A 15,999-nucleotide genomic window follows, 5' to 3' on the forward strand; every position below is an offset into this window, starting at 1 on the left:
ACCCCGACCAGCCCACGGACTCGGTACCTCCCCCGGTACCGGGTCCGCCGCGTTCCACCCCCCGAACCCGGAAAGGCCCCGTCATGGCCAAGCGACTCCGCTACGAAGACGCGCTGCGCATCCTCGGAGAGAACGACTCCGAGGTCCTGGACCTGGCCGAGAAGGTCGCCGACGGAGGCCTGGGCCTGGTGGGCGTGCCCGACCTGTTCGGGCTCCGCGGTGCCCTGGTCGGCAAGGGCCGCAAGGCGTTGGAGGGGATGCGCGGCAAGCTCAAGGGGGAGAGTCGGCTCTCCCGCACCGAGAAGATCGAAGCGGCCTACCAGGTCCTGGTGATCATCTCGTTCTTCGAAGCCGCGGCGGAGGCCTTCGAGGAGGTCGGGATGCCTTTCGGTCTGGACGATCTGAAGATCACCGCCGAGGAGCAGTACACGCTGCTGGACCGGCATCTGATCTCGGTTTCCAGCCCTGTCCCCGTATCTCCCCTTATGCGACCAGAGCATCGAACGAGCATCGGCCGGCGAGCTCTTCGCCCCGCTTCCTTTGACGCCTTCATCAGGTTCGTCTGCGGTCTCGAGATCGCCGAACGCCACGGCATCACCGAGAGTCGTGCACTGATGGTGAAGCTGGCCGGGCCGTTGGAACAGCGAATGTCCGAACGGTTCGAGGAGAACCTGCTCCGCTTGGGCGCCGAGATCCCCGAGTTCGGGATGTGGCTGTCCAGGGACGAGCACGCGCGGACCCGTCGAGAGATCGGTATCGGCCTGTCCGACCTGCACGCACAACTGACCCGGATCGGTTCGGAGCGTTCGGTTCCCCGTCGACGTCGAGAGCTCTCCGCCGCCTACCAGGCGGTCCTGGAGCGGCCCGTCCTGCGCTCGGACGACGCCCCACCGGGGCTGCGTCTGCCCTCGCTCCGGGAGGCCTACATCCCGCCACGGGGGCGGCTCGCCATGGCCGTCGGGGAGGGCGCCCTCGCACACGACGACTGGTGGTGGATCTGGCCCGTCCAGGACGATCTCCAGTCCCTGGTGGCCGCCCTCATCACCCACCCTCGTTCCACCGAGTCCCCCCTGGTCATCCTGGGGCATCCGGGGGCGGGCAAGTCCAAGTTCACCGAGATGCTCGCCGCGCAGCTCCCGCAGGAGGACTTCCTGCCGATCCGGGTGGAGTTGCGCTCGGTCGGCCCCAACGCCCCCCTGCACGTCCAGATCGAGGAGGGGCTGCGCGCCGATCTGCACACCTCCGTCTCCTGGCGGGAGCTGGCCGACGAGGCCGACGGGGCGCTACCGGTGATCATCCTGGACGGGTTCGACGAGCTCCTTCAGGCCTCCGGGGTGGACCGCTCCGACTACCTGGAGCGGGTGCAGGAGTTCCAGCAACAGCAGGAGGCCCTCGGTCAGCCGGTGGTCGTCATCGTCACCAGCCGCACCCTGGTTGTCGGCCGGACCCGCTTCCCCGCGGGTACCAAGGTGATTCGGCTGGAGCCCTTCGACGAGGCCCAGGTCGAGCGGATGCTCGACCTGTGGAACCGGACCAACGAGGCGGCCTTCGCCGAACGCGGTCTGAGCCCCCTCGAAGCCGGAACGGTGCTGCGCTATCGCGATCTGGCCGAACAGCCGCTGCTCCTGCTGATGCTGTTGATCTACGACGCCCACGACAACGCCTTGCTCCGGGCCTCGGAACACCTCTCGCACGGGGAGCTGTACGAACGCCTGCTGCGGATGTTCGCCTCTCGTGAGGTGGCCAAGCACCACTCACGGCTCGGCGGGCGGGCCCGGGAGCAGGCCGTGGAGGACGAGCTGCGCCGGCTGGAGGTCGTCGCGATGGCCATGTTCGCCCGGGGTCGGCAGAGCGTGCGCGCCGAGGAGCTGGACCGGGACCTGGCCGTGCTGATGCCCGAGGCCGCCGAACGCCCCGAGCACACCGACCTGCACGGGGAAATCGCCCCCGCCCACCAGGTGCTGGGCCGGTTCTTCTTCGTACACGAGGACCGTGCCCGCACCGCGGACGGGACGAGCAGCGCCTTCGAGTTCCTGCACGCGACCTTCGGCGAGTACCTGGTGGCGCGCATGGTGATCACCGCCTTGGAGGAGCTGGCCGAGGACCGGCGACGCGCCTCGCGCCGCCGGGGCAGGTCCGCCCCGCTGGACGACGGCGAGCTCTACGCCCTGTCCTCCTTCGCCGCCTTCGCGGGGCGGGACAAGGTGGTCTCCTTCCTGGAGGAGCGGTTGGAGCTTCGTGTGTCCGAGGACACCGAACTCGGCCACGACCTGCGCGAGCTGCTCTTGGACCTCTTCCGCGAGGCCCCCTTCCCCGCGCCCAACCGGTCCTTCCTCGACTACGAACCCCAACGGCTGTCCCTGTCCACGAGGGAGGCCTGTTACACGGCCAATCTGCTCACCCTGGCGGTCCTGTTCGCGGAGGAACCGATCCCGTTCCGGGAGCTCTATCCCGAATCCACCGACCCCTGGCACGCCTGGCGGAGGACCGTGTCGCTCTGGCGGTCACTGCCCACCGCGCAGTGGTTCGGCATCCTGGACACGGCGCGCGTACGCCACCTGGGCTTCTGGGAGAACGAGAACCCCGTGACGGTGCTCGACCGGGAGCGGGGCGAGCCGGTCAATCTGGGCGAGTGCACCGGCTTCGAACTCCGCGGCGACGTCGACGCCGACCCCGGGATCGATAACCCCTACGAGGTCGAGATCCCCACCGGCACGGTGGCGGCGCGGCTGTTGCGTTCGACGGCGCTACGCGCCAACGGCACCGCCTCCCGGCTGGCCCTGATCCTCTCCCCGTACCTGAGGCACGTCTCCGACGATCTGGGCACCTGGTACGTGGACCGGGACGAGGACGGGGAGAGGTCCTGGATCCTGGCCCACGACATCCTCAGACTCCGGTTGGAGCCCCTCGACACCCTCACGGTGCAGCAGGTCGACGAACGGCTCTCCTGTTATCGGCGCCTGCTCAGGGAAAAGGTTCGGGAACAGGTCGTACTGGACCCGAGTGTCGAGAAACGGCGCGTGGCGGACAACGCCACCCTCACCGTTCTACGGCAGGCCTACGAGGATCTGCGGTCCTGGCCCTCCCACGCGGACATGAGGTACAGGAGCGAGCTGGCCTCCCTGACGCAACGGACGGTGCGCACCTTGTCGAGGACCTCGTTCCCCTCACCCGAGATCGCCGAGTCCTTCGCCCGGCTGCGTCACGAGATCCTCGCCTTCCTCGGCGAGGACTCCGACGACCCCGAGCTCTCTCCTCCGGACTCCGACCCCTCCGTGCCGTTCCGCTACCCGTCTCTTCCGGAATCGCCGTTCGGGTCGGCCGGTCCCTGAGGGGTCCGCCCGGGTCAGCGGTCGAGGATCCGGGCGACCAGGGCGGGCACGACCTCGCCGATGGGGTCGTGCAGGACCGCCCCGGCGTAGTCGTCGTAGGGCGTGGGCTCGGCGTTGACGATGACCAGCGGGGCCCGCGCCATCATGGCGACGTCGCACAGCCCGGCCACGGGGTGGACGGTCAGGGAGGTGCCGATGGCGACGAAGACGTCGCATTCGCGGGCGGCCCGGGCGGCGCGTTCGATGACCTCGGGGTCCAGGCGCTGGCCGAAGGAGATGGTGTCCGACTTCTGAATGCCCCCGCAGGACACACAGCGGGGGTCGGACTCGTCGTCGAGTCGGTCGAGCACGACGGCGCTGGGGGTGCGCAGCCCGCACGACATGCACATGACCCGCAGCATGGTGCCGTGGACCTCGATGACCTCGTCCTCGGGGACCCCGGCCCGCTGGTGCAGACCGTCGATGTTCTGGGTGATGAGGGCGTGCAGGCGGCCCGAGCCGGCCAGTTCGGCCAGGGCGCGGTGGGCGGCGTTGGGTTCGGCCTCCCAGACCCGGTGGGCGCGGCGGGCCAGCCAGACCTCGCGACGGACGTCGATGTCGCCCATGTAACTGTCGATGTCCGACATCGCCTGCGCGCCCGGGTCGGTGGTCCACAGCCCCTGGGGCCCTCGGTAGTCGGGGATGCCGGAGTCGGTGGACACGCCCGCGCCGGTCAGGACGGTGATGCGCCGCGCGGACGCCAACAGTTCGGCGGCGTGCTCGAACCCCTCGGGGTCGGTGAAGGGCACGGTGTCGTCGGTCTTCGAGGCCATACCTCATTGTTACAGCGACGTCGGGACCGCTTCTCACGGCCCGCCCGCGAGCTGCGAACCGGATGCTCCCGGATACCCGTAACCTCGGGGAACGTGTGGGGCATGGCACCACAACGACCGGCCAATGCACGCGAGTGGTGCGAAGGGTGCGAAAATCGACGGAATCATGAAGCAGCAGCCGTCCTACATCCTCGTGGTCAACGGGACCAAGGTGCAGCGCCCCGTCTTCGTTCTGGGCGCTCCCCACTCCGGGGTCCCGGTGATCGCCCGCGCCCTGTCCCGCGCGCCAGGTTTCCATCTGGGCGCGGGTTCCCCGGGGGTGCTCAACACCGTCTACGCCGTGGCCAGGCGCCCCTCACTGGCCTCGGAGAAGGTCGCCGGAACGGCGAGTCTGTTCCGCGAGGCCTACGCCGAGACCTGGCATCTGACCCCCCTGACCTGTCCGAGGTGTCCGGGCCCGGGGGCCCGGATCCCGGCCAACGCCTCCGCCGAGCCGTGCGAGCACAGCGCCGAGGCGGTCCGCTACGGCGACGCCAGCCCCGACCTCCTCTACTCCGCGAGCGCGCTGCACGCGGCCTTCCCCGACGCCCTGTTCGTCCAGGTCATCCGGGACGGCCGGGACGTCGTCGCGGACATGATGGAGGACGAGCGATCGCTGGCCTGGCTCAAGCCCAGCTTCATGAAGCTGGAGCACGAGTTCCCCAACCACTTCTTCGGCCTGGACGAGGAGGCCGACCTGGAGCGCTTCACGGACGGCTCGACCGCGACCAAGTGCGCGATGCGCTGGCGGGGCGCGGTGCGCATGTCGGCGCGGTTGCGTCGGGAGCTGGGCCCCGAGCAGCTGCTGACCCTGCGGTACGAGGACGTGCACGGCGGAGAGGTGAAGGCCGCCGGCGAGCTGCGCAGGTTCACCGGGGCCCGGGTCTCGGCCAGCGAGCTGCTGACCGAACGGGCCTGGGGTGTGGGCTCCTGGCGGGAGCGGCTGTCCCGGAGCGACCACGGCGACGTGCACGAGGTGGCCCGTAACGAACTCTCCCGCCTGGGGTACCGGTAGGTCGGGAACCTAGGCGTCCACGCCGTGCGCGCGGAGCAGGGCTCCGGCCGCGTTCCGAGCGGTGGCCGCGGCGTCGGCGATCCCGGTGACGTTGCGACCGACCACGGCCCCCTCGTGGAGCATGGCGAGGGTGTCGCCCAGGGCCCCGGGGTCGGTGGCCCCGGTCTCCGCCGCCAGCTCCCGGTACAGCTCGCGGAGACGGACCTTCTGTTCCTCGGCCACGGTCCGGCCGGGGTGCTCGGGGTCGGAGAGTTCGGCGTAGGCGTTGACCATGGCGCAGCCGCGTTCGTTCTCCCGGTCCATCCACTCCCCCAGCGCGTCGAAGGTGGCGAGGATCCGGGCCACGGGGTCCTCGTGCGCCTCCACCCGTGAGGTGAGGAAATCGTTCCAGCGTTCGTCGCGGCCGCGCAGGTAGGCCACCACGAGACGCTGTTTGGAGCCGAAGCGGTCGTAGATGGTCTTCTTGGTGACCCCGGCCTCCTCGGCCACCAGTTCCATACCGACCGTGTTGATGCCCCGGGTGTAGAAGAGCTCCGAGGCCACCGCCAGGACCCTGCGGGCGGCGGGGGTGAGCGGGTTCCGTTCGGTGGTGCGCATATCGACTCCCTCGTTGGAACGGACGACTACATTGTGAGTATACCGACCGGTGTGTTTACCTCGGCGGCATGGAACCCATCGACACCGCGCGCCGCGTTCCGCGCCGCCTCCGCGACCCGCTCGCCCCTCTTCTGGCCGTGGGATTGGTGGTGATGTGGAGCTCGGGTTTCGTCGGCGCCGAGCTCGGAACCCGGCACGCCCCCACGACCACGCTGCTGGCCTGGCGCTTCCTCGTCGTGGCCGCGCTCCTCGTCGCCTGGTGCCTGTGGCGGGGTGTTCGAATGGACCGCCGTGACCTGGCCCTGCACGGGACGGTGGGGCTACTCGCCCAGGCCGGCTACCTGTACGGCGTGGTGGCCGCCGCCGAGTACGGGGTCTCCGCCGGGACCAGTGCCCTGGTCGCGGCCCTGCAACCGATGGTGGCCACCGCCCTGGCCGTGCCCCTCTTGGGCGAAGCGGTCCGACGACGTCAGGCCGTGGGGCTGGTCGTGGGCCTGGGCGGGGTGGCCCTGGTGGTGGGGTCCGACCTGGTCGGCGCGGGCGCGGCCCCCTGGTGGGCGTACCTGTTGCCGCTGGGGGCGATGCTCTCCCTGGTCGCCGCCACCCTGACGGAACGGCGGACCCGGCCCGGCGGTGGTCTGATCGAGGCCTTGGCGGTGCAGTGCTCGGTGAGCGCGGTGCTGTTCGTCGGCCTGGCGACGGTCACCGGCACCCTCGCCCCTCCGGCGGATCCGGGCTTCTGGGGCGCGGTGGCCTGGGTGGTGGTGCTGTCGACCCTGGGCGGCTACGGGCTGTACTGGATCAACCTGGCGCGCAGCGGCGTCGCCCGCGTGTCGGCGCTGCTCTATCTCACCCCTCCCACCACGATGCTGTGGACCTGGCTGATGTTCGGCGATCCGGTGAGCGCGGGCACCCTGGCGGGGTCGGGCGTGTGCCTGGCCGCGGTGTGGCTGGTCCGCTCGGGTCACCCCGGTCGCACACGCGACGCGGCCGCCGGGGAGTCCCGGCGGCCGCGTGACGAAGGAACCTCGGCGGAGCCTCTCAGTCCCGATCCCGATCGGAGACCTCTCCGGTGAAGGTGGCCTCGACCTCCTCCACCGATTCTCGTGACGCCTCCTCCGGCGCCTCTTCGATGTAGACGTCCGGGACGACGGCGAGGCATTCCAGCTCGACCTGGGCGCCCGAGGTCAGCAGTTCGGTGACCCCCACGACCGACATCGGCGGGTAGTAGCGGCCCATATGGCGCCGGTAGATCGACCCCAGGGTGTTGAGGTTGATCCGGTAGACGCCGATGGAGGTCGTGTACACGCGCATGCTCACCACGTGCGTCGGTTCGGCCTTGGCCGCCCGCAGCGCCTCCACCATGTTGGCCAGTGCCTGGTCGAACTGTTGGACCAAGGAGTCACCGGTGAGCACACCGTCCATACGGCGCGAGGTCTGGCCTCCTATGTACACCGTGCGCCCGGGGGTGACCACGAGCGCGTGCGAGTAACCGATGGGGTCGGAGAGACTGAGCGGATTGACGATCTCATGCGGAGTGCGGTCCATCAGCGGCCCTTCCCTGTCGATGGGCGCTCACCTCGGTGCCCCTGGAGGAGGATCATCAGGTGTGCGGCTACGATGAGCGCATGTTCTCTTTCGTGCTGTCCGTCCTGGCCCTGACCGTCGTGGTCGGGATCTTCCTCTCGATCTTCATCGGCGGCGCGGTGTACGTCGCCCGTACCCGCCGCAACGGCACCGAGGCCATGCTCACCGGCGCCCGTAGGTTCCGCGAGCTCCGCTAGCCTCTGACCTCCGTGCCGCCCCGGCTCACTCGTCGAAGGTGTCGGGATCGGGCCCGAAGCGGTGCCCCTCGTCGAGTCCGTCGATCCGGCCCATCTCCTCGTCCGAGAGCTCGAAGTCGAAGATCTCGAAGTTGGTCCGGATGCGCTCCGGGGTCACCGACTTGGGGATGGCCACGTTGCCGAGCTGCATGTGCCAGCGCAGTATGACCTGTGCCGGGGTCTTCTCGTGCTCCTCGGCGATCTCGACGATCACGTCCTCGTCCAGGAGTCGCCCCTGCCCCAAGGGGCTCCACGCCTCGGTCACGATGTTGTGCGCGGCGTCGAACTCGCGCATGTCCTTCTGCGCGAGTCGGGGATGCGTCTCGATCTGGTTGACCATGGGGGCGATCCCGCCCTCCTCCATGACCCGCTCCAGATGCGTGGGCTGGAAGTTGCAGACACCGATGGCGCGTGCGCGTCCTTCGGCGTACAGGCGTTCCAGCGCCTTCCAGGTGGAGACGTACAGATCGCGCCGGGGCAGCGGCCAGTGCACGAGGTAGAGGTCGATGACCTCCAGACCGAGCCGTTCCAGTGAGGCGTCGAAGGCGCGCAGGGTCGAGTCGTAACCCTGATCGGGGTTGGCAAGCTTGGTGGTGACGAACATGTCGCCGCGTTCCAGCCCCGAACGGCGCAGGGCCTCGCCCACCCCCTTCTCGTTGCCGTAGGCGGCCGCGGTGTCGATGCTGCGGTAGCCGGCGGCGAACGCCTCCAGGACGACCTCGGTCACGGACTCCTCGGGCACCTTCCACACGCCGAAGCCCAGTTGCGGCATCCGGAGCCCGTTGTTCAGTGTGATGTCGGGAACCGTCATCGTCCTCTTCCCCCGCCGGACCCGACCGGCCCGTCGCTTTCGTCTCGTCTTCCCCCTGGTGCGGCCTTGGTGACCGCTGTGCGCATACTGCCATGTCGGAGCGAGTCCGGACTTGAGGCTGCGCCGCTGTTGTGCGGGCTTTTCACCCTGTTGACCCTCATCGACCATCGACCTCGGCCTCCCCGCGCTCCGGCGGAAAGGGCTCTTCCCCACCCCTCACGCACCTCTGTTCGCTCTGGGCGAACACCCTTCCTTCGAGTGCGGCCCTCGCCCCGCGTTCCGCCTCCAGGGCAAAGCCTTGCCCCGGTATGGGGTGGGTTTTCTCTTGCGACAACGGTCGGTGTTCGAGACTGACAGGCGGAGCACCTTGGCGCCCGCTCCACGCCGATCTCAGAGGGGGAATCCAGCCGTGACGACCGCCGATCAGCGCGCGAAGCAGACTCCGAAGCCCCGCAGCAGCCAGCCGTGGCTCCACCAGAGGGGTGAGGAGATCCAGCAGTTCGGGACGGTACGCCAGTTCCCGATCGGTCTGTCCTACGACGCGCGGATGTACTCGTGTCAGCGGCTCAACCAGGTGCTGTGCGACACCCGTATCCTGCACGACCTCTACAAGAAGCACCACTGGCTGATGCGCGGCCAGACCTTCTACCAGCTGCATCTGCTCATGGACAAGCACGCCGACGAGCAGCTCGCCCTCATCGACACGATCGCCGAACGCGTCCAGACGCTGGGCGGTGTCGCGGTGGGCGACCCCAGACACGTCGCGGAGATCACCGCCATCCCGAGGCCGCCCAACGGTGTCGAGGAGGTCCCGGCCATGCTCTCCCGTCTGCTGGAGGCGCACGAGACCATCCTGGAGGACAGCCACGACGCCGCGGCCCGCGTCCAGGAGATGGGCGACGACGGCACCAACGACGTCCTGGTCTCGGACGTGATCCGGACCAACGAGCTGGAGGCCTGGTTCGTGGCCGAGCACCTGGTGGACACGCCGCTGGTGCGCAGCTGAATCGAACCCGTCGAGGGGCCGGTCGCCGTGGGGCGGCCGGCCCCTCGGCCGTCCACCTCCATCACGGTCCGGAACCGGACAGGATCCGGAGGTGTCAGGGCCGACGAGGGGGTACGTAGACGATCACCGAGCGTGCCGTTCGAGGTCCCCGGTCCCGGCGGCCGCCCCTCCGAACGTCCCGGACGGGGACCGGTACCGAACTCCCGACCCCCGGAGGTATCGACGTGACCGCTTCCATCGCCCTGCCCCGCGTGATACGCGTGGGTGCCGGGGCCTCGGCCGAACTGGCCGAGGTCCTGAAGTCCTTCGACCTGTCCCGCCCCCTCGTCGTAACCGACCCCTTCGTCGCCGAGCAGCCCTTCTTCCACGGCATCCTGCGAGAGCTACGCGATTCGGGGCTCTCCCCCGGAGTCTTCTCCGAGACCGTGCCCGACCCCACCACGGAGGTGGTGGAGCACGGGGTGCGCGTATTGCGGGAGGGCGACTTCGACTGCCTGGTGGGTGTGGGCGGAGGCAGCCCCATCGACACCGCCAAGGCCATCGCCCTGGTGGGAGCGCACGGAGGCCGGATGCGCGACTACAAGGCCCCCGTGGTCACCGACGCCCCCGCTCTACCGGTGGTGGCGGTTCCGACCACGGCCGGCAGCGGGTCGGAGTCGACCCGCTACAGCATCATCATCGACACGGAGACGGACGAGAAGATGCTGTGCGCGGGCGCCGCCCTGCTCCCGCGCGCGGCGTTGGTGGACTTCGAACTCACCCTGGGCATGCCGCCCAGGTTGACCGCCGATACGGGGATCGACGCCCTCACCCACGCGATCGAGGCGTACGTGAGCAGGCGGGCCAACCCGATCTCGGACGGCCTGGCCCGCGAGGCGATGCGTCTCCTCTTCGCCCACCTGCGATCGGCCTACGCCGACCCGGACGACCGGGTGGCCAGGGAGGCCGTCATGGCCGGCGCCACCCAGGCGGGGTTGGCCTTCTCCAACTCCAGCGTCGCCCTGGTCCACGGGATGAGCAGGCCGATCGGCGCCCGGTTCAAGGTGGCGCACGGGCTGTCCAACGCCATGCTCCTGCCGGCGGTCACCGAGTTCTCGGTGCCCTCCGCCCCCGAGCGCTACGCCGACTGCGCCCGGGCGATGGGGATGGCGGCTCACGACAGTGGTGTCGGCGAGGCCACCAGGGCCCTGGTGTGGGAGCTGCGACTGCTCAACGAGGAGTTGGACGTGCCCACCCCGTACGGGTACGGGATCGACGCCGACGAATGGTGGGAGGCGGCCCCGACGATGGCGGAACAGGCCTTGGCCTCGGGCTCTCCGGGGAACAACCCCCGGGTGCCCACCGCCGAGGAGATCGTGCGTCTGTACCAGGTCGTCTACGGCTAGATCGGACACCGCGAGGCCCTCCACCGACGCGTCCGTGTCGGTGGAGGGCCTCGTGTCCTCAGGGGCGGCCCACCGGCAGCGACGGCCTCGGCCGGACAGGGGAACGGGACGGGGTCGTGGGCCCCTGCGCCGCGACCCCGTCACCCCTCTTCTAGCGGGTGATGCCCCACCTGCGGCGCAGGGAGCGGTCGGCCCAGTTGAAGAACACGTCGATCACGATGCCGATCGCCAACACGATGATGATGTAGCTGAGAAGCCGCTCGGCGTCGTTGAGCTGGCGCGCCTGGCTCAACGCCCAACCGATCGAGTTCTGCTGATTGATGATGACCAGCAGCTCACCGGCCATCAGGGAACGCCAGGCGAACGCCCAGCCCTGTTTGAGTCCGGTGACGAACATCGGCAGCGCCGCCGGGATGATCAGCAGGCGGTAGCGCTGCACTCCGCGCAGCCCCATCACCTGGCCGGCCCGCAACAGCGACGGGGAGACGTAGTCGATCCCCGAGGTCAGACCGCCCGCGATCGAGGGGGCCGCGCCCAGGACGATCACGAACATGATGGCCGACTCGCTGATGCCGTACAGCAGCATCGCGAACGGGAACCACACGATCGACGGCATGGTCTGTAGGCCGGTGATCAACGACCCGATGGCCACCCGCAGCGGTTTGAACTGCGAGACCGCCAACCCGATGACCACGCCCACCGCCAGGGCCAGGGCGAAGCCGATGAAGGCCCGCCGCATGGTGACCCGCACGGCCTCCCAGAACTCGGGGGTGGTGATCTCGTGGAAGAGCGTGGGCAGGACCCGGTCCGGCCCGGGGAAGACCCATTCGGAGCGCCAGCCGCTCCACACCACGGCCTGCCAGGCCAGGAGCACCAGGGCCACGGCCGCGAGCTTGGGCCAGGTGGCCGCCCAGATCCCCCGCGCCACCTCGGCCGGGCCGCGCTCGGCGGTACCGCGCCGGGGCTGGAGTTCGAGGGCGTCCAGGCCTTGGACGGCGCTGTCCTTCGTCGACGTCTCAGGCATGACGGGAGACCTCCTCGCGGAGTCGGTCGGTGATGGTGGCGGCCTGCTCGGCGATCTGGACCGAGTCGATGCGGCGCGGACGCTCGCCCTCCACCTCGAACTCGGCGATGACCCGGCCGGGTCGACTGGACAGCAGGACCACCCGGTCGCCCAGACGCACCGCCTCGCGCACGTTGTGGGTGACGAACATGACGGTCAGCGACCGCTCCCGCCAGATCCGCTCCAGCTCGTCATGGAGGATGTCGCGGGTCATGGCGTCCAGGGCGCCGAAGGGCTCGTCCATGAGCAGGACGTCGGCGTCCTGGGCCAAGGCCCGGGCCAGGGCGACCCGCTGACGCATGCCGCCGGAGAGCTCGTGGGGGCGCTTGCGTTCGAAACCGGTCAGGCGCACCAGGTCCAGGAGTTCGGCCACACGACGCGCGCGTTCGGCCCTGGGCACCTTGTTGACCTTCATGGGGACCTCGATGTTGGCCCCCACGGTGAGCCAGGGGAAGAGCGCGGCCTCCTGGAACATCATGGCGACCCGGTGGTCGCCGACCTCCACGCTGCCGCCGGTGGGCTGTTCCAGCCCGGCCACGAGCGAGAGGAGGGTGCTCTTGCCGCATCCGGAGGCGCCCAGGATGGCGAGGAACTCGCCGGTGCGGATCTCGATGGACATGCCGTCGATGGCGGTGACGGCACCCGCGCCGCGTCCGAACACCTTGGTGATGTCGTCGATCCGCACGGCGTTGGTGCCGGTGGGGCTCTCGGTGATGGTGCTCATGGTGCCCTTACCCTTCCAACCCGACGACCGGCTCGCGTCCGGCCTCGGCCAGGACGTCGTTGAGCGGGTCGAGTGCGTAGATTCCGGTGAGGTCGACGGGGTCCAGAAGACCGATCGCCTCCGCCTGCTCGGCCTGGGTGAGCAGTGAGGGGACGATGGGGTCGACGGTGAACGCGACGTTGTCGAAGGCCGTGGCGGTGATCTCGGGGTCGAGCGTGCCGCCGGTGAGGTCCTCCAGGTGGAGACGGGTGGTCTCGGCCGCCTCCTCCGGAGCGTCGTCGATGCGGTCGACGGATTCGACATGGCCGCGCAGCAGGTCCGCCACGGTCTCGGGGTTGTTCTCCAGGTAGTCGGCGTTGACCACGAGGAGGGTGGTGACGTACATGCCGTCCGTCTCCTCCCACAGGTCGGGCTCGTCGATGAGCAGGTGGGCGTCGCCCTGGGCGAGGATCCGGCTCAGGTGCGGTTCGGGGATCCAGGCCCCGTCGATCTCGCCGAGTTCGAAGGCGTCGACGGTGTCGGGGTTGTCCTGGGGGATGATCGACAGGTCGCCCCCACCGGCGGTGTCGACCTCCCACCCCTGTTCCCGGGCGAACCAGCGCAACGCCACGTCCTGGGTGCCTCCGAGCATCGGGGTGGAGAAGGTGTGGCCGGGCAGATCGTCGATGGTCTCGATGTCGTCCCGGACCACGAGTCCGCTCCCCTGGGCGGCGGCACCGGCGATGATGTGCAGGGCCTCCCCTCCGGACTGGGACCAGCCGTTGACGGCCGGGTTGGGACCGAGGAAGGCCGCGTCGATCTCCCCGGAGAAGAGCGCGTTGACCGCGTCGGGACCGTTGTGGAAGGTCCTGGTGTCGAAGTCGACGTCTCCGAGGGCCTCTTCGTAGAGGCCGTCCTCGACACCGATCAGCGCCGGCGCGTGGGTGATGTTCGGGAAGTAGCCGAGGGTGAGGGAGGAGCCGTCGGCGTCCGCCCCGTTCCCCTCTCCCGCGCAGCCGGTGGCGGCCAGGCTCAGAGCCAGGGCGGCGGCCACGAGGGTTCTCGGCGGGGGTGGGGAGACACGCATGTCAGGGGTCCTTATCGGGGGCGTCTGTGGTGGGACGGGAAAACTCTACTTAAGAAGTAGGTTTTGTGGAAGCACCGCCACGACAATTCCCCACTGAAAAGGTCCGATAAGGGGGGATACACCCCGCCCGACCGGACCCCCGCCCCCTAGAACCCCTCGACCTCGTCCCGACCGGCCTCGGAGAGGAGACCGTTGAGCGGGTCGAGCGCGTAGATCCCCTCCAGATCGACCGGGTCGAGCAGGCCGACCGCCTCGGCGTGCTCGGCCCCGCCCCGCAGGGAGGCGGCGATCGGGTCGACGGTGAAGGTGACGTTGTCGAAGGCCGAGGCGACCACCTCGGGGTCGGGCTCGCTACCGGTGAGCGCCCCCAGGTGGGCGATGGTCGCCCTCTGAGCCTCCTCAGGGTCCTCGTTGACGCGGTCGACCGTCTCGATGTGGCCGCGCAGCAGATCCTCCACGACCTCCGGGTTGTCCTCCAGGAAGTCCGCGTTGACGATCAGGTGGGTGGTCACGAAGGCACCATCGGTCTCGGGCCACAGGTCGGCCTCGTCCACGAGGACCTTTCCGCCGGCCTCATCGACCAGACGGCTCAGGTGCGGTTCGGGGACCCAGGCCCCGTCGATCTCACCGAGGACGAAGGCGTCGACGATCTCGGCGTTGCCCTGGGGGACGATCGACAGATCGCCGCCGCCCTCGGTGTCGACCTCCCACCCCTGCTCCTCGGCGAACCAGCGCAACGCCACGTCCTGGGTGTTGCCGAGCTGGGGCGTGGACAGGGTGGTGCCCGGCAGGTCCTCGATCCCGTCGATCCCCTCGCGCACGACCAGACCGGCCCCGCCCGAGGTGGAGCCGGCGATGACCCGCAGGGCCGTACCCCCCGATTGGGACCAGCCGTTGACGGCCGGGTTGGGGCCGATGAAGGTCGCGTCGATCTCCCCGGAGAAGAGCGCGTTGATGGCGTCCGGACCGGCGTTGAAGGTCTGGGTGGACAGCTCCACGTCGCCGAGGGCGTCCGCGAGATAGCCCTCCTCCACCCCGACCAGGGCCGGCGCGTGGGTGATGTTCGGGAAGTAGCCGAGGGTGAGGGTGTCGACCCCGCCCGCCCCTCCGCCGTCGTCCGCCCCTCCGCATCCGGAGGCGAGCAGTCCGATGGCCGCCGCGGCGGCGACGGACGAGAGCACAGGGGTACGCATACTCATGGGGGTCCTTCGAAGGTCGGAGCCTGACAGGAAAACTCTACTTAATGAGTAGGTTTTGTGGAAGATCGGATGAACCCACCCACCGTGACCTGCGCCACTCATGCGCCCCCCGAAAACACGAAGGCCCGGACCACCTGGCCCGGGCACGCGAAGGGGCGGCGGGGTCGAGGACCCCGCCGCCCCTTCCGAAGGACGTCGTGGACGGGACCACGACGCCCGAGGATCACTCGATGGGCTCGCCATCGGCGTCGACGGCCAGGACGACGCCCTGCCAGGTCTCCTGGATGTAGTCCAGGACCCGCTCGTCGTGGAGCAGGTCGGCCAGGATCCGGATGCGCTCGTCGTCGCCGTTCTCCGCCAGGACCACGAGGCCGTTGGCGTACTTCTCGACGTAGTCGTCGCCCTCGGGCTCCCAGGCCAGGACCTCGGCCTCGTCGGTCAGCCCCGCCTCGATGGCGTAGTTGCCGTTGACGATCGCGGCGTCGGTGTCGGCGATCGAACGCGGGATCTGGGCCGCCTCCAGGGGTCGGATCTCCAGGTCGCGCGGGTTGTCGGTGATGTCCTTCTCGGTGGCGGTCTCACCGGCGTCGGGGTCGACGGTGATCAGACCCTCGGCCTCCAGGATGCCCAGCGCGCGGTTCAGGTTGGCGGGGTCGTTGGGGACCGCGATCTCGGCGCCGTCGGGCAGTTCGGCGACGTCGTCGACCTGTTCGGAGTACAGACCCAGACGCTCGATGTGCACGTCGGTGAGGTACTCGAGGTCGGCGTCGGGGCCGTTCTCGACCCACTCGTTCAGGAACGAGCGGTGCTGGAAGTAGTTGGCGTCGAGGTCGCCGTCGACCAACTGGGCGTTGGGCGTGTTGTAGTCGGCGATCTCCACGATGTCCAGCTCCAGGCCGGCCTCCTCGGCGAGGTTCTCGTCGATGAAGGCGAGGATGTCGCCGTGCGGGACCGGGCTGACGCCGACGCGAAGCGGACCCTGACCGTCCTCGGAGGCCTCGGAGGCCTGCTCACTGGGGGCACCGCAGGCGGCGACGGCGAAGACGAGGGCGGCCGCACCGATGAGGGTGGAGGTCGTGCGCATGGGCACTCCTTGGTGATCGTGGGACGGAGGATCGCGGACGGCG

Annotated in this window: 15 protein-coding genes; 6 read left to right on the forward strand and 9 right to left on the reverse strand. The window is 69.5% G+C overall.

The features are described 5' to 3' along the window. Positions 1-83 precede the first annotated feature (83 nt). A complete protein-coding gene (locus U9J66_RS05750; protein WP_326337235.1) occupies positions 84-3,332 on the forward strand; it encodes an NACHT domain-containing protein in 3,249 nt (1,082 codons plus the stop codon). Positions 3,333-3,346: 14 nt separating this feature from the next. On the opposite strand, the gene U9J66_RS05755 is transcribed toward U9J66_RS05750, so the two are convergent. Next, on the reverse strand, positions 3,347-4,144 hold the full coding sequence (locus U9J66_RS05755; protein WP_014912037.1) for an SIR2 family NAD-dependent protein deacylase: 798 nt from the start codon (positions 4,142-4,144) through the stop codon (positions 3,347-3,349). A gap of 124 nt (positions 4,145-4,268) precedes the next feature. Here U9J66_RS05755 and U9J66_RS05760 point away from each other — a divergent pair, with 124 nt between their 5' ends. Then, positions 4,269-5,198, forward strand: a complete 930-nt coding sequence (locus U9J66_RS05760) for a sulfotransferase family protein (protein WP_014909998.1) — start codon at positions 4,269-4,271, stop codon at positions 5,196-5,198. A gap of 9 nt (positions 5,199-5,207) precedes the next feature. Here U9J66_RS05760 and U9J66_RS05765 read toward each other — a convergent pair whose 3' ends face one another. Beyond that, entirely contained in the window at positions 5,208-5,795 is a 588-nt protein-coding gene (locus U9J66_RS05765) for a TetR/AcrR family transcriptional regulator (RefSeq protein ID WP_017533938.1), read from the reverse strand. Between the two features lie 68 nt (positions 5,796-5,863). Between U9J66_RS05765 and U9J66_RS05770 the strand changes: the two genes are divergently transcribed. Continuing rightward, positions 5,864-6,871, forward strand: coding sequence for a DMT family transporter (locus U9J66_RS05770; protein ID WP_326337236.1), 1,008 nt, complete (start codon positions 5,864-5,866; stop codon positions 6,869-6,871). On the opposite strand, the gene U9J66_RS05775 is transcribed toward U9J66_RS05770, so the two are convergent. Further along, positions 6,837-7,343, reverse strand: a complete 507-nt coding sequence (locus U9J66_RS05775; RefSeq protein ID WP_017533940.1) for a RidA family protein — start codon at positions 7,341-7,343, stop codon at positions 6,837-6,839. The genes U9J66_RS05770 and U9J66_RS05775 overlap by 35 nt on opposite strands. A gap of 80 nt (positions 7,344-7,423) precedes the next feature. On the opposite strand from U9J66_RS05775, the gene U9J66_RS05780 reads away from it, so the two are divergent. Further along, on the forward strand, positions 7,424-7,579 hold the full coding sequence (locus U9J66_RS05780; RefSeq protein ID WP_187294478.1) for a hypothetical protein: 156 nt from the start codon (positions 7,424-7,426) through the stop codon (positions 7,577-7,579). A 25-nt stretch (positions 7,580-7,604) separates the two neighbouring features. On the opposite strand, the gene U9J66_RS05785 is transcribed toward U9J66_RS05780, so the two are convergent. Then, positions 7,605-8,429 (reverse strand): aldo/keto reductase, encoded by an 825-nt coding sequence (locus U9J66_RS05785; protein WP_326337237.1) that lies wholly within the window; start codon positions 8,427-8,429, stop codon positions 7,605-7,607. Positions 8,430-8,838: 409 nt separating this feature from the next. On the opposite strand from U9J66_RS05785, the gene U9J66_RS05790 reads away from it, so the two are divergent. Continuing rightward, on the forward strand, positions 8,839-9,435 hold the full coding sequence (locus U9J66_RS05790; protein ID WP_014908543.1) for a Dps family protein: 597 nt from the start codon (positions 8,839-8,841) through the stop codon (positions 9,433-9,435). Positions 9,436-9,659: 224 nt separating this feature from the next. Beyond that, complete coding sequence (locus U9J66_RS05795; protein ID WP_326337238.1) at positions 9,660-10,820, forward strand: iron-containing alcohol dehydrogenase; 1,161 nt, start codon at positions 9,660-9,662, stop codon at positions 10,818-10,820. A gap of 151 nt (positions 10,821-10,971) precedes the next feature. Here the strand turns inward: U9J66_RS05795 and U9J66_RS05800 are convergent, their stop codons facing one another. The 5 genes from U9J66_RS05800 to U9J66_RS05820 all read right to left on the reverse strand — a co-directional run bounded on the left by U9J66_RS05800 (position 10,972) and on the right by U9J66_RS05820 (position 15,956). Continuing rightward, positions 10,972-11,844 (reverse strand): ABC transporter permease, encoded by an 873-nt coding sequence (locus U9J66_RS05800; RefSeq protein WP_014909126.1) that lies wholly within the window; start codon positions 11,842-11,844, stop codon positions 10,972-10,974. Beyond that, positions 11,837-12,607, reverse strand: a complete 771-nt coding sequence (locus tag U9J66_RS05805; RefSeq protein WP_014913368.1) for an ABC transporter ATP-binding protein — start codon at positions 12,605-12,607, stop codon at positions 11,837-11,839. Before U9J66_RS05805 ends, U9J66_RS05800 begins: the two co-directional genes overlap by 8 nt. 7 nt (positions 12,608-12,614) lie before the next feature. After that, positions 12,615-13,673 (reverse strand): ABC transporter substrate-binding protein, encoded by a 1,059-nt coding sequence (locus tag U9J66_RS05810; protein WP_326337239.1) that lies wholly within the window; start codon positions 13,671-13,673, stop codon positions 12,615-12,617. 146 nt (positions 13,674-13,819) lie between these two features. Continuing rightward, a complete protein-coding gene (locus U9J66_RS05815) occupies positions 13,820-14,872 on the reverse strand; it encodes an ABC transporter substrate-binding protein (RefSeq protein ID WP_326337240.1) in 1,053 nt (350 codons plus the stop codon). A gap of 223 nt (positions 14,873-15,095) precedes the next feature. Further along, a complete protein-coding gene (locus tag U9J66_RS05820; protein ID WP_326337241.1) occupies positions 15,096-15,956 on the reverse strand; it encodes a MetQ/NlpA family ABC transporter substrate-binding protein in 861 nt (286 codons plus the stop codon). Between the last annotated feature and the right edge of the window lie 43 nt (positions 15,957-15,999).

The organism is Nocardiopsis sp. LDBS1602, from assembly GCF_035818715.1.
Lineage (GTDB): Bacteria > Actinomycetota > Actinomycetes > Streptosporangiales > Streptosporangiaceae > Nocardiopsis > Nocardiopsis alba.